The organism is Streptococcus sp. HMSC072D03 (assembly GCF_001812855.1).
Lineage (GTDB): Bacteria > Bacillota > Bacilli > Lactobacillales > Streptococcaceae > Streptococcus > Streptococcus salivarius_D.
The window spans coordinates 243,099-256,608 of sequence record NZ_KV810649.1; the positions used below are offsets into that span (position 1 = coordinate 243,099).

Sequence of the window (13,510 nt, forward strand, 5' to 3'; positions counted from 1 at the left end):
ACAATAAAGGAAGAAAAATGTCACAACAAGAAGAAATGAAAAACCTCACTCTCCTTGGTAATAAGGAGACACCTTATATTTTTGAATACTCTCCACAAGTCTTAGAGTCTTTTGATAATCGTCATACTGATAATGATTACTTTATCAAATTCAACTGTCCAGAATTTACGTCACTTTGTCCTATTACTGGGCAACCTGATTTTGCCAGTATTTATATTTCTTATATTCCAGACCTGCTCTGCGTTGAGTCTAAATCTCTAAAGCTTTACCTCTTTAGTTATCGTAATCACGGAGACTTCCATGAAAACTGTATTAATACCATTGGTAAAGATTTGGTGGAGCTTTTGAACCCCCGTTACTTGGAAGTTTGGGGTAAATTTACACCTCGTGGTGGTATTTCGATTGACCCTTATTATAATTACGGTCGTCCTGAAACGAAGTATGAGAAGATGGCAGAGCAACGTCTCTTTAATCACGATCTTTACCCAGAAAATATTGATAATCGTTAATGTTACGCTAAAAGTCCTTATACAAATAGAGGGCTTTTTTTGTTTAAACACTTGCCTTTAAGCCCTAAAAGAGGTCCGCCTAACCGTTTTTCACAAAGAAAGTTAGGTCTTTGTTAGTCTTCTATTGGTTTAGTCTGAGAAACTTCTATTATTAAAATAATTTGACAATAGAAGTTTTATTTCTTACAATTAAAGTGTAAATGGAAATGTAAGCGATTGCTTATAAAAGGTATATTTTTTTAAAAGGGGAAAAGACAATGAGAAAGAGTTTACGATTATTTTCATGTGCTGTCCTAGGGGCAGCTATTTTAGCACCAACGGTAGTTGGCAACAATCATGCACAGGCCGATAGTTATTATGGCCGAGGTTACTATAATAACTATTCTTATAATCCATGGTATAACAACTATTATCCAAACTATGGTTATAACTACGGATATAATGGCTATTACCCAGGCTATAATTACAATTATGGCTATAACTACGGTTACAATAATTACTATCCAAATTATAACTATGGCTATAACTATAACTATAATTATGGCTATAACAACTATAATCCTGGTTACAACAACTACAATGAATCAGGTACTTATCGCTATAGCAATGGCTATTTGTACTACATCTTGAGTGATGGTAGCTACTATGTTAACTATAACGGTCGTTGGGTTCGTGGTGGTGACTATAATAACAACAATAGTGGTTCTAACAATACACCAACGACAGGTTATGAGGTTTTGAGAAATGACCCTCACTACCGTTATGAAAATGGTACTCACTATTATTTGAAAGATAATGGCGATTATTACTATTATTCAAATGGTAAGTGGGTACTTGTTAAGGCTTCAAGCACAGATTCTGAAGCTCCAACAACTTCAACTGTAGATTCAACGTCATCAGCAACTTCAGAAGCACCATCAACCGTAGATTCAACGTCATCTGCAACTTCAGAAGCGCCATCAACCGTAGATTCAACGTCATCAGCAACTTCAGAAGCACCATCAACCGTAGATTCAACATCGTCTGCAAGTTCAGAAGTAGCTTCAACTGTAGATTCAACGTCATCAGCAAGCTCAGAAGTAGCTTCAACTGTAGATTCAACTTCATCAGCAAGTTCAGAAGTAGCCTCAACTGTAGATTCAACTTCGTCTGCAAGTTCAGAAGCAGTATCAACTGTTGACTCAACTTCATCAGCAAGTTCAGAAGTAGCGTCAACTGTAGATTCAACCTCTGCCACAACTTCAGATGCTGCTTCAACAGGTAATTCAACTTCAGTAATCACCTCAGACTCAGTTGCTACTTCTGAGACAGGTTCAACATCAGAAACAAGTTCTGAAGCTCCTGAACTTGAAAAACCACCGTATGCGCCTGAAACAAACATTGACTATGATAAGTTGCCAAAACCAACATTGCCACCAACAGATTATCGCATGTATTCAGATCCACGATTTGTAGATGACAACGGTACCTATTACTACCGTGTGGCATTGACAGATGAAGATAATGCGCGTGGTATCGATGGTTACTACAAATGGGTTGATGGTAAGTGGAAACTCTACAATGGTACTGCCAATGATGACCCTGAGCTTGATCCAGATTTCCATAAACCAGCAGGAAACGACGAATACATGTACGATGACAATGCATCAAGTGTTAAGTTGTATTCTGAAAATGTAGTTGGTACTGGTAAAGCTGGTGAAGCTCTTCCATTCCAAAATGTGGATGAATTCAAAGATTATGTTATTAAGAATTTTGCTCCAAAATTCTTAGATAATGCTGGCTGGGATTGTAATGTAACTTGGGAAATTGAAGATGTTGACAACTTCAACGCTTCTAAGGGCAGTGCTTGGGCACGTGACTATGTTATTACAGCTAATCTCAAGAGTGGTGTTGACGACAAAAAATATAGTGATGTTGAATTTGGTTATGTTAAATTTGTTTATCATGTAGAACCAACTGAAAACTCTGATTATGTTGAAGTTGACTCAGCTAAGGCTGCCTTTAATGAAATCAATGCTCAACGTACAGCTGCTGGTTTGCCAGCACTTACATGGTCTGATGATCTTTACAATAGCACAACCCTTCCACATGCCAAAGATATTTCACACACTTACAACAGTGATGGTATTGTTTACCGTCGTGAATCTGATGGTTCAGTTGTAGCCAATAAATGGTTGAGTAGTGGTATTCGTGAACTTCTCATGAGTCCAGATGCTACTCAAGCAGCAGTAGCTTGTGTTGTCGCTGGTGACGGTACTTACTACTGGACTTTAAATTACCAATAAGAAGAGTTTAAATTAATTGTCCCAATAATGGAGGAGTCTGAGGTTAGTCTTGGACTCTTTTCCTTTATCTATTGAACGTTTAAGCTTTCAATATGGTATAATAGAGCCTAGAAAGAAGGCGAAAATATGCAGGTTAAGAGAGTTCAGGATTATATCTCTAAAGAGTGGTTCGATGAAACCGATGGCTCCTATTTCGAACGTCTAAATAGTCGTTTGCAAATACTTTTGAAAAAAGATTACCCTGATTTAAGAGGACATGATTTTATTAGTAATATCAGTCTTTTGGATTATAGGTTAGTTTTTCTTGATGAAGTTATTGCTAATGCTAATGAGAAAAACGAACATGTTCGGGAAACCGTTCACGATGTGACCAAGAGTTTATTGTACGAGGATCAAGACATCCAAGAACAATTGGATAGTAGGATCACTTTTGGTCAAAAAGTAGCGGATGAAGTGGCCCGATTTGGTGGATCTTGGACTTTTATCTTGTCATTCGTTGCTTTTATGGCTATTTGGATGGGGCTTAATGTTGTTCAACCTTTTGGGATTGCCTTTGATAAGTATCCATTTATTCTGTTGAATCTGGCCTTGTCCACTTTAGCGGCCGTTCAGGCACCATTGATCATGATGAGTCAGAATCGAGCATCGGATTATGACCGTTTACAAGCGCGTAACGACTATCACGTCAATACCCAGTCTAAGGAAGAAATTCGACTTCTGCATGAAAAAATTGACCACTTGGTTCAACAAGACCAATCAGATCTTCTGACAATTCAAAAATTGCAGACAGAAATGATTATGGGGGTTAGCCAACAAGTTGAGAAGATGTCAGACGATATTCGTGCCTTGAAAGAAGAAAGACTAGAAAGGGAGTCTCATGGGAACGAAAAAAATTAATTTAGTTGTTGTAACAGGGATGAGTGGTGCAGGTAAGACTGTGGCCATTCAATCCTTTGAGGATATTGGATACTTCACCATTGATAATATGCCACCTTCTTTGGTACCTAAGGTTATCGAATTGGTAAAACATAGTGAAGAGACAGATAAGATTGCTCTTGTCATTGATATGCGCAGTCGCTTGTTCTTCGATGAGATCAACGATATTCTGGATAAATTGGAAAGCAATGAGGAACTTAATTTCAAGATTCTATTCTTGGATGCCACGGATGGTGAATTGGTTTCTCGTTATAAAGAGACACGTCGTAGTCACCCACTGGCAGCAGATGGCCGTGTTTTGGATGGCATCAAGCTAGAGCGTGAGCTTTTGTCACCGCTTAAGAGTTTGAGTCAGAACGTGGTTGATACGACAGAATTAACTCCACGCCAGCTGCGTAAGGCTATTTCTGAACAGTTCTCATCTGAACAAGACCAATCTTCTTTCCGTATTGAAGTTGTGAGTTTTGGTTTTAAATATGGATTGCCATTGGATGCAGATTTGGTTTTTGATGTTCGTTTCTTGCCAAATCCTTATTATGATCCTGCACTTCGTAACCTCACAGGTTTGGATAAAGAGGTTTTTGATTATGTCATGAACCATAAGGAATCAGAAGAGTTTTACAATCATTTGACACAGCTTATTAAACCAATCTTGCCTGGCTACAAAAAAGAAGGTAAGTCTGTTCTCACTATTGCTGTTGGGTGTACAGGTGGTCAGCACCGTAGTGTAGCTTTTGCACATCGTCTGGCCCAAGATTTAAAAAATGATTGGACAGTCAATGAAACACATCGTGATAAGGATCGACGTAAGGAGACAGTGAATCGTTCATGAGAAATCCAAGAATTACAGTAATAGGTGGGGGAACTGGTATCCCAGTCATTCTTCGTAGTTTGCGTCATAAGGATGTTGATATCACTGCTGTGGTAACTGTAGCTGATGATGGAGGTTCTTCAGGAGATTTGCGTGATATCATGCAACTGACACCTCCAGGGGATTTGCGTAATGTTTTGGTAGCTATGAGTGATATGCCTAAACTTTATGAAAGAGTTTTCCAATATCGTTTTGATAAAACCGATGGTGCTTTGGCTGGTCATCCACTCGGAAACCTAATCATCGCTGGGATTTCAGAGATGCAGGGCTCTACCTATAATGCCATGCAGCTTCTGACGAAGTTTTTCCACGTTACAGGAAAAATTTATCCTGCTAGTGAGACAGCCTTGACGCTTCATGCCGTTTTTCAAGATGGCCATGAAGTAGCAGGTGAGAGTAGTATTGCCCAGTACGATGGCATGATTGAACGCGTTTATGTGACCAATACCTATAATGATGAAGAGCCTAAGGCCAGTCGTAAGGTTGTTGATGCTATTATGAATAGTGATATGATTGTTTTAGGTCCTGGATCTCTTTATACATCGATTTTGCCCAACCTAGTTATACCAGAGATTCGTCAGGCTCTTATCGAGACCAAGGCTGATGTCACCTACATTTGTAATATTATGACTCAGTACGGAGAAACTGAACAATTCTCAGATGCCGACCATGTGGCTGTGCTTAATCGTCATCTTGGCTCTGATGTGATTGACAATGTCTTAGTTAACATCAAGAAAGTGCCTAAAGAATACATGGCTAGTAATAAATTTGATGAATACCTTGTTCAGGTTGAGCATGATTTTGAGGGCTTACGTCGTGAAGCAAAAACAGTTGTGTCTTCTAATTTTCTGCGACTTGAAAATGGTGGTGCCTTCCACCATGGTGACTTGGTAGTGGATGAGCTCATGCATCTAGTGAGGAACAAGTCATGAGTTTCACGATTAAGGTTAAGGAAGAGATAATTGCTGCTTCAAGCAAAGACAAGGCTGAATTGTCAGCATTGATTAAGATGTCTGGTTCGGTTGGATTGACTAATCAAGGCTTGACTCTTTCCATCTCAACAGAAAATGCAAAGATTGCAAGACATATCTACCAATTAATGGAAAGTCGTTATCAGAGTAATCCTGAATTGAGACATCACAACAAGACCAATCTCAAGAAAAATCGTGTTTACACGGTTTTTGTAGCTGACCATGTCAATGATATTTTGTCCGATTTACAATTGGCGGATTCTTTCTTTGGCTTTGAAACAGGTATTGAAACATCAGTAATGGAAGATGACGAAGCTGGAAGATCGTATTTACGAGGCGCTTTTTTGGCTACCGGAACGGTACGTGATCCTGAAAAGGGACGTTATCAATTAGAAATTTTTTCCGTTTACCAAGACCACGCAGAGGATTTAGCTTCTCTCATGAAAAAATTTATGCTCGATGCCAAGGTTTTGAGTCATAAAAACGGTTTTGTGACCTATCTTCAAAAAGCTGAGGACATTATGGATTTTCTCCTTGTTATCGGTGCAATGAACTCTAAGGATACCTTCGAAGAGATCAAAATTATGCGAGAAACCAGAAATGATCTGAATCGTGCCAATAATGCGGAAACAGCCAATATTGCTAGAACGATTAGTGCTAGCATGAAAACAATTAATAATATTATCAAGATTATGGATACGGTTGGCTTGGAGATTTTACCGGTGGAGCTGCGCCAAATTGCCCAACTCCGTATTGCCAACCCAGATTACTCTATCCAGCAGATCGCAGATAGTATAGAACCTCCACTGACCAAGAGTGGTGTCAACCATCGTCTCAGGAAAATCAATAAGATTGCGGACGATTTGTAAGTAGAAAGGAAGCTTTTATGGCTTGTACAACGATTTTAGTAGGTAAGAAAGCCTCATATGACGGCTCTACCATGATTGCACGTACTGAGGACTCTCAATCAGGCGTTTTTACGCCCAAAGAATTTCTCGTCGTGACCCCTGAAGACCAACCGCGTCATTACCAGTCTGTGCTTAGCAATTTTTCAATTGATTTGCCAGATAATCCTCTACGTTATACTTCTGTCCCAGATGCGCTTGGGAAAGACGGTATTTGGGGTGAAGCTGGTATTAACTCAGCTAATGTTGCCATGAGTGCAACAGAAACAATCACGACTAATGCGCGTGTTCTCGGCGCTGATCCTCTTGTTAAAGATGGTTTTGGAGAAGAGGACATGTTGACTTTGGTTTTGCCATATATCAAGACGGCGCGTGAAGGTGTCCTTCGTTTGGGACAACTCCTTGAAACTTACGGAACTTATGAGTCAAATGGTATTGCTTTTTCAGACACTGAAGAAATTTGGTGGTTGGAAACAATTGGTGGTCACCATTGGATCGCAAGACGTGTTCCAGACGATGCCTATGTAACTAACCCAAACCAACTTGGTATCGACCACTATGAGTTTGAAAATCCAGACGACTATCTTGCCTCACCAGACATTCGAAATTTTATTAATAAACATCACTTGGATTTGACTTATTCTAATGAACACTTTAATCCACGTTATGCTTTTGGTAGCCAACGAGATAAGGACCGTCATTATAATACACCACGCGCTTGGGCTATGCAGAAATTTTTGAACCCAGAAAAAGACTATGATCCAAAATCATTCTTTATTCCATGGTGCCAAAAACCATACCGCAAAATTACAGTTGAAGATGTTAAATACGTTTTGAGTCTTCATTACCAAGATACGCCTTATGATCCTTATGGACCTCAAGGAGATGCGGTAAGTCAACGCCAATTCCGTCCAATTGGTATTAACCGTACTAGTCAAACAGCTCTCTTGCAAATGCGTCCTAACAAACCATCAGAAACAACTGGTATTCAGTGGTTAGCCTATGGATCAATGCCATTTGGTACAATGGTGCCATTCTGGACTCAGGTCGGAACAACACCTGCTTATTTCCGTCAAACAACTGATAAAGTAGATACAGGCAATTTCTACTGGAGTAATCGCTTGATTGCTGCTATCTGTAATCCTCATTTCCAACAGCATGAGGCTGATTTGGATGCCTATGTAGAAACAACGATGGCTCTTGGCCATACCATGATTAATCATGTTGATACCGCTTTGGCTAATGATGAAAGTATTGATTTTGAAGCAGAAAATCAAAAGATTAGTGAACAGATTCAGTCAGAAACGGATAAACTATTGGCAAAAGTCTTAGATGATGCAAGTAATTTGATGACCAATCGTTTTTCTATGAGTGATTAAAGTCATCAAAAAAACCTTTCCATAAAATGGGAAAGGTTTTTTCGTAGTCTAATCTTATTTGTTTTCTTCATCCAGTTTCGAGAGGAGCTGATAAAGTGTAATGAAGAAGAAAAGATTGAGTGAAATGAGAAGGCCTGATGCCCATGGCAAATCGCTTTCTAAATTTCGAAGAGGTGAATTCCAAGCAAAGTGTGCCACAAAAGCACCACAAGCATAAAGAATACCAATAAGACTGTACTTGGAATTAATGAGTTTTTGACGTGAACGCCATATAAGGACTAGCCCCATAGCAAGGAAGGACGTGTAAAGCCAGTGAGACGATACAGCACCAATAGTTCGACCAAGGATTCCCGAAATCGTATAAGAAAAACCATCAGGCAAATCTGAAAGGATATAGGAGAAGTCTTCACTAATCTGGAAGCCAAGACCTTCCGTAATAGCGACTAGCAAGAGTCCCTTGTAACTATTTGTTGGCACCATATAGATAGCAAAGAGAAAAGCAGCTAGTTTGAGGGGTTCTTCAACTAGGGGGGCCATAAGGGCATCCTCAAAGCGGTAGAAGAAACTCTTTGAAGAAAGATGAGCAGTCACCCAGTCGTGAGAAATGGTATTGGCATAACCAGCTATCCATCCTGTGATAAAGACTCCACCAATTAGAGCAAATACGAGAACAAGTGGTTTCACCTGCCATCTCTTGCCTAAGTATCGAACCAGAAATATTCCTGGTAGGATATAACATAAGGCAATCAGTGTTGATAGTCCAATAATACCGTATGCTGAACCAGACAAGGCACCTGAGGTGTATGATTGCGTATCATAAGTCAGGCCAATGGATGCAAGCAATAAAAAAAGATATAGGGTTAATTTACGAAACATGTATAACCTACTTTCCAAATGATATTTCCAGTATATCAAATAATTCTTTTTCATCGAAATATTTCAATTTTTTTATTTAAAGGCTTGCAAAATAAATGAAGTGTGATATACTTAACCAGTAAACTATTAACTGGTTAAGTATTTTGAAAGGAATATCATGAAAAAGAAACGCATTTTTGGCCTAGCAGGAATAGCAGCAGTTGTTTTAGCTGCTGGTGCAGGTATTTATTATACGACTAGTCACCACGGTTCCAAAGGAAATAGTGACTTGAAGGTTGTGACCAGCTTTTACCCTGTTTATGAATTTACAAAGCAGGTTGTTGGCGATGAGGGAGAGGTGTCTTATCTTATTCCCGCTGGTAGTGAAGCCCACGATTTTCAACCATCTACTAAGAATGTCGCTGACATTGAAAAAGCAGACACTTTCGTCTACCTAAATGAAAATATGGAAACCTGGGTTCCAAAAGTTGAAAAGTCTATCAACACTAAAAATACAAAAATCATTAAGGCAAGTCAAGGCATGGTTCTCTTACCTGGAATAGAGGAAGAAGATCATGATCACGGTGGAGAAGAGCATCACCACGAATATGATCCTCATGTTTGGCTCTCACCTAAACGTTCTCAAAAATTAGTTGAAACTATTAGGGACGGTTTGATTGCTCAACACCCAGATAAAAAAGCAGTCTTTACAACTAATGCTGAGAAATATCTTAAAAAATTAAAAACTTTGGATAAGGAGTATACTGAAGCCTTTAGTCAAGCGAAACAGAAAAGTTTTGTTACCCAGCACTCAGCTTTTGCCTACCTTGCTTTAGATTACGGTTTGACACAAGTACCAATTTCAGGTGTTTCAGCTGAATCTGATCCATCTGCAAAACGTATCGCTAGCCTTTCTAAGTATGCCAAAGAATATGATATTAACTATATCTACTTTGAGGAAAATGCTTCAAGTAGCGTTGCCAAAACCTTAGCTAACGAAGTAGGAGTTAAGACAGCAGTTTTAAATCCAATTGAATCACTAACTAAGGAACAGTTGAAAAAAGGTGAAGATTATGTCAGTGTTATGACTGAGAACCTAAAGAATCTTCGTTTAACAACAGATGTTGAAGGGAAAGCTATCCAACCTGAAACAGGAAGTGATGATAAGAAAACAGTCCAAAATGGTTACTTTGATGACAAAGATGTCAAAGATAGAGAACTTTCTGATTGGTCTGGTGAGTGGCAATCGGTCTATCCTTACCTCCAAGATGGTACTTTAGATCAAGTATTTGAATACAAATCTCTATTGAATAAGGATAAAACCGCACAAGAGTACAAAGAGTACTACACTAAGGGCTATCAAACAGATGTTTCTAAAATTGCTATTGATGGTAAAAAGATGACCATGACTTTCACAAAAAATGATGGAAGTAGCGTGACACACACTTATCGTTATGATGGTTATAAGATTTTGACTTATGCTTCTGGTAAAAAAGGTGTCCGTTATCTCTTCACAGCAACTGACAGTCAAGCTGCTGACAATCCTTACCAATATGTCCAATTTTCAGATCATCAAATAGATCCAACAACTTCAGCACATTTCCATATTTTCTTCGGAAATAGTAGCCAAGATGAGATTCTAAAAGAGATGGACAATTGGCCAACTTACTATCCTGAAAAACTTAGTGGCTTGGAAATTGCACAAGAAATGGTTAGTCATTAATACTAGAATTGCACTCATTCGTGAGTGTTTTTCTTTTTTTAAAAAATCTTTCATTTCTTAAACTCTTAGAAAATCGCTAGTGTCATTATTTTTAAATAGAAATTTAAAGCATGGTATTTTTTCTAAAAAAATCCTGTAAAAAATTAAATAATTACTACATTTTTTCATTCTTTAGTGGTACAATAATAGTACGATTTTCAGATGACCAGGAGAGACCCATGAACCAGTATTTAGTAGCGATACATTATATTCAACTGCTTCAAGCAGAACTCGATATTCTAAATCATGATGCACGCTTGCTTTTTGATTTAAAGATTGAACCGAATCTTGCTAAACGAGAGCTTGCTGACTTGAAAGTGTCCCTATCTAAATTATCTGACAAAAACCTTTATATCGAAGGTACAATCTGGTATCAACCAAGTTTGTTTGCAATCATTGATCAAAATTTAGGGGTTATTGATGACTGGCTCAAGGAATTAGATGACTTCTTTGAATTTACCTATAGTACAACAGTTTTCACTGTTTTGAAAGAAAATGAAAATCGAAGTTACGACTTATTACTTGGTCTCTATAGCCGTCTTGAATACGTTATTTCAGAAATAAAAAATTGCCGTTAGTCCTTAACGGTTTTTAGTTTGTAATGGATTTACAATTTAGATTATAAACATCAAATAATTTGACAAAATCCCCAAATATATGTAGAATAAATTTGATAATGCTCTAATAAAAAGATTCTTAAATTAAAGGAAAATAATAAAGAAGTGAGTAATCAGGGGTTGAAATCAGGGGATTTTTTGAAATATTATTTGGTGAGCCTTAGTTCACTTAGTGTTTTGTGTCTTATTTTTTATGGACTCTATTCTCTAAACGGGCTTATGCCTTTGTCTTTAGATGGTTCTTCACATATTGATGTGAAACATTATTCTGGACAGGCACCTACTACATTAGTAAAAAAAGACGGTGTTTATAGGGTTCAGGATATTAGCGGTGAAACTAAAAGTTATCAAGTTGATTTGAAAGTAACTAACGATGGGGACAAGGTTATTCAAACCTATGTCTTTGAGTATAAAAAATGATTCTATAATAAAAACTCACAAACTTAGCAAGATTGTGAGTTTTTAAGATGCCTTTTACCAAAGTCCTAATACCTTTTGCATGAGAAGAGAAGCAAGACTGATTAATAACCAACAGACTCCTCCCACTAGAAGTGCTGGGCCTCCTTTAGTGATTAGTTTTTTGAGATTTGTTTGGAAACCAATAGCTGTCATGGCCATAATAATCATAAATTTCGAAAGGTCTTTTAAAGGTGAAAAGACGGCAGGTGTTACACCGAGTGACATTATAACAGTTGTAATCAGTGAAGCCAAAAGGAACCAAAGGATAAAGTTAGGCACTGCTTTGGTCAGCGAGAAGGCTTCCTTTGTATTGTCCTTTCGAGACTGCCATACAGAAAGCCCAAGAGTTATAGGGATGATAGCAAGTGTTCGAGTCAACTTAACAATTGTCGCCTGCTCTAGAATGGATGTTCCATGTAAGCTATCCCAGGAACTAGCTGTAGCTGTCACAGAAGAAGTATCGTTGACAGCTGTTCCGGCAAATATGGCAAAGCCTTGATTACTAAGTCCCAACCAGGATCCCAAGTGAGGGAAGAGTAGAGCTGCTAAGATGTTGAAAAAGAAAATTACAGAGATTGCTGTTGCAATAGATTCATCTTTAGCCTTGATTACAGGAGCAGTTGCAGCGATAGCAGATCCCCCACAAATAGAAGAGCCAACACCTACTAAAGTAGCAATTTCACTATCTAGCTTGAACACGCGATGGACGATATAAGCAGTAAGCAGTGCCGTAGTAATAGTCACTAGAATAATGGGAAGTGATGTTACGCCAACCTTAAAGACTTGGGAAAGATTTAGTCCAAATCCAAGAAGAATAACAGCGTATTGTAATACTTTTTTAGAAGTGAATTGCATTCCTGCTTTAAGTTTCTGAGAATCTCTTAAAATAATTCCTAGCAGAAGTCCTATAAATAAACCAAGGACTGGCCCACCAATAATAGGGAATAAGTTTCCAAGGAACCATGCTAGGAGAGATATAAGTATTGCAATACTTAATCCGGGTAAGAATTCTTTTATTTTCATTCATCTATCTCCTTAAAATTTGACTATATTATAGCTTATTATAAATATGATGTAAAGGTGATGTTTGCTTTATTTATCAAGGAAAATAGTTCTGAAAGTTGCGACTTGTCAGTTTTTCTGATAGAATAGTATTAAAATATTATAATCAAAAATCTTATGAAGGAAGGGTTGTATGTATCGTCATTTAAAGAAGTATATGATTTTTACCGTGGGAGCTTTTATGTGTTCACTTTTTTTGGTTCTAGCTTTTACAACAGATAGAAAAAATGATAACAGTGTTAATGCTAAAGCTGAAGCTGCTTACAATCAAACTACGACGGCTTTTATTGATAATATCGGAGAGACTGCTAGACAGATTGGTCAAGATTACAATATCTATGCTTCTGTTCTAATTGCTCAAGCCATTCTGGAATCAAATTCAGGTCAGTCAGGTCTGAGTCAAGCTCCTTATTACAACTTCTTCGGGATTAAAGGCACTTATAATGGGAATTCTGTGACCATGCGTACATGGGAAGACGATGGTACAGGGAAGACTTATGAGATTGATGAACCTTTCCGTTCTTATGGAAGTCTAAGCGATTCTTTAGCCGATTATGCTGCTTTGATGACGTCATCAACTTATGCTGGCACATGGAAATCAAATACAAGTAGTTATGCAGATGCCACTCAAGCATTGACAGGAACTTATGCAACTGACAGTCTTTACGCTTCTAAATTAAATAGCATTATTGCATACTATGGTTTGACTGCCTATGATCAAGCTCCAGTTACCCAAGCAACTGGTTCAACAAGTGGCCTTGTTTGGAACAGCTATAGGGGCTCATATACAGATGCTGAGACCTTATCTATAGATGAGGCTTGGGCAAGCTATAAAGATTATAAATAACAATGAGAGTCGAAAGGCTCTTTTTTTGGGCTCTTTGTCAACTGTAGTGGGT

General features: G+C 38.1%; 13 protein-coding genes. 11 read left to right on the plus strand and 2 right to left on the minus strand.

Going from position 1 to position 13,510, the window contains the following annotated elements; all coding sequences use genetic code 11:
* Positions 1–17: 17 nt before the first annotated feature.
* From queF to HMPREF2877_RS05125, 7 genes are all read left to right on the plus strand, one after another.
* Positions 18–509, plus strand: coding sequence for a preQ(1) synthase (gene queF, locus HMPREF2877_RS05095; protein ID WP_004182410.1), 492 nt, complete (start codon positions 18–20; stop codon positions 507–509).
* Positions 510–766: 257 nt separating this feature from the next.
* Positions 767–2,794 (plus strand): CAP domain-containing protein, encoded by a 2,028-nt coding sequence (locus HMPREF2877_RS05100; RefSeq protein WP_070578971.1) that lies wholly within the window; start codon positions 767–769, stop codon positions 2,792–2,794.
* A gap of 126 nt (positions 2,795–2,920) precedes the next feature.
* Positions 2,921–3,691, plus strand: a complete 771-nt coding sequence (locus HMPREF2877_RS05105) for a DUF1003 domain-containing protein (RefSeq protein WP_013990485.1) — start codon at positions 2,921–2,923, stop codon at positions 3,689–3,691.
* A complete protein-coding gene (rapZ, locus tag HMPREF2877_RS05110; protein ID WP_013990486.1) occupies positions 3,672–4,562 on the plus strand; it encodes an RNase adapter RapZ in 891 nt (296 codons plus the stop codon). The genes HMPREF2877_RS05105 and rapZ overlap by 20 nt, the downstream gene beginning before the upstream one ends.
* On the plus strand, positions 4,559–5,533 hold the full coding sequence (locus tag HMPREF2877_RS05115; protein ID WP_014633047.1) for a YvcK family protein: 975 nt from the start codon (positions 4,559–4,561) through the stop codon (positions 5,531–5,533). Before rapZ ends, HMPREF2877_RS05115 begins: the two co-directional genes overlap by 4 nt.
* The gene (gene whiA, locus HMPREF2877_RS05120) at positions 5,530–6,441 is read left to right on the plus strand and encodes a DNA-binding protein WhiA (RefSeq protein ID WP_070578974.1); all 912 of its coding nucleotides are present in this window, start codon (positions 5,530–5,532) and stop codon (positions 6,439–6,441) included. Before HMPREF2877_RS05115 ends, whiA begins: the two co-directional genes overlap by 4 nt.
* A 17-nt stretch (positions 6,442–6,458) precedes the next feature.
* Positions 6,459–7,856, plus strand: coding sequence for a C69 family dipeptidase (locus HMPREF2877_RS05125; protein WP_070578977.1), 1,398 nt, complete (start codon positions 6,459–6,461; stop codon positions 7,854–7,856).
* Between the two features lie 54 nt (positions 7,857–7,910).
* On the opposite strand, the gene HMPREF2877_RS05130 is transcribed toward HMPREF2877_RS05125, so the two are convergent.
* Complete coding sequence (locus tag HMPREF2877_RS05130) at positions 7,911–8,732, minus strand: PrsW family glutamic-type intramembrane protease (protein WP_070578980.1); 822 nt, start codon at positions 8,730–8,732, stop codon at positions 7,911–7,913.
* A 157-nt stretch (positions 8,733–8,889) separates the two neighbouring features.
* Here HMPREF2877_RS05130 and HMPREF2877_RS05135 point away from each other — a divergent pair, with 157 nt between their 5' ends.
* From HMPREF2877_RS05135 to HMPREF2877_RS05145, 3 genes are all read left to right on the plus strand, one after another.
* Positions 8,890–10,434, plus strand: a complete 1,545-nt coding sequence (locus HMPREF2877_RS05135; RefSeq protein ID WP_045772396.1) for a metal ABC transporter solute-binding protein, Zn/Mn family — start codon at positions 8,890–8,892, stop codon at positions 10,432–10,434.
* Positions 10,435–10,652: 218 nt separating this feature from the next.
* Entirely contained in the window at positions 10,653–11,051 is a 399-nt protein-coding gene (locus HMPREF2877_RS05140; protein WP_004182418.1) for a hypothetical protein, read from the plus strand.
* A 144-nt stretch (positions 11,052–11,195) separates the two neighbouring features.
* Positions 11,196–11,510, plus strand: coding sequence for a hypothetical protein (locus tag HMPREF2877_RS05145; protein ID WP_004182419.1), 315 nt, complete (start codon positions 11,196–11,198; stop codon positions 11,508–11,510).
* A gap of 54 nt (positions 11,511–11,564) precedes the next feature.
* On the opposite strand, the gene HMPREF2877_RS05150 is transcribed toward HMPREF2877_RS05145, so the two are convergent.
* Entirely contained in the window at positions 11,565–12,572 is a 1,008-nt protein-coding gene (locus HMPREF2877_RS05150; RefSeq protein ID WP_004182420.1) for a YeiH family protein, read from the minus strand.
* A gap of 172 nt (positions 12,573–12,744) precedes the next feature.
* Here HMPREF2877_RS05150 and HMPREF2877_RS05155 point away from each other — a divergent pair, with 172 nt between their 5' ends.
* Positions 12,745–13,458, plus strand: coding sequence for a glycoside hydrolase family 73 protein (locus HMPREF2877_RS05155; protein ID WP_070578983.1), 714 nt, complete (start codon positions 12,745–12,747; stop codon positions 13,456–13,458).
* Positions 13,459–13,510 lie beyond the last annotated feature (52 nt).

Coding starts and splice junctions, on each gene's coding strand:
- HMPREF2877_RS05115 (WP_014633047.1), top strand. CDS start 4,559: ATGAGAAATCCAAGAATTACAGTAATAGGTGGGGGAACTGGTATCCCA.
- rapZ (WP_013990486.1), top strand. CDS start 3,672: ATGGGAACGAAAAAAATTAATTTAGTTGTTGTAACAGGGATGAGTGGT.
- HMPREF2877_RS05150 (WP_004182420.1), bottom strand. CDS start 12,572: ATGAAAATAAAAGAATTCTTACCCGGATTAAGTATTGCAATACTTATA.
- whiA (WP_070578974.1), top strand. CDS start 5,530: ATGAGTTTCACGATTAAGGTTAAGGAAGAGATAATTGCTGCTTCAAGC.
- HMPREF2877_RS05135 (WP_045772396.1), top strand. CDS start 8,890: ATGAAAAAGAAACGCATTTTTGGCCTAGCAGGAATAGCAGCAGTTGTT.
- queF (WP_004182410.1), top strand. CDS start 18: ATGTCACAACAAGAAGAAATGAAAAACCTCACTCTCCTTGGTAATAAG.
- HMPREF2877_RS05105 (WP_013990485.1), top strand. CDS start 2,921: ATGCAGGTTAAGAGAGTTCAGGATTATATCTCTAAAGAGTGGTTCGAT.
- HMPREF2877_RS05140 (WP_004182418.1), top strand. CDS start 10,653: ATGAACCAGTATTTAGTAGCGATACATTATATTCAACTGCTTCAAGCA.
- HMPREF2877_RS05125 (WP_070578977.1), top strand. CDS start 6,459: ATGGCTTGTACAACGATTTTAGTAGGTAAGAAAGCCTCATATGACGGC.
- HMPREF2877_RS05155 (WP_070578983.1), top strand. CDS start 12,745: ATGTATCGTCATTTAAAGAAGTATATGATTTTTACCGTGGGAGCTTTT.
- HMPREF2877_RS05130 (WP_070578980.1), bottom strand. CDS start 8,732: ATGTTTCGTAAATTAACCCTATATCTTTTTTTATTGCTTGCATCCATT.
- HMPREF2877_RS05100 (WP_070578971.1), top strand. CDS start 767: ATGAGAAAGAGTTTACGATTATTTTCATGTGCTGTCCTAGGGGCAGCT.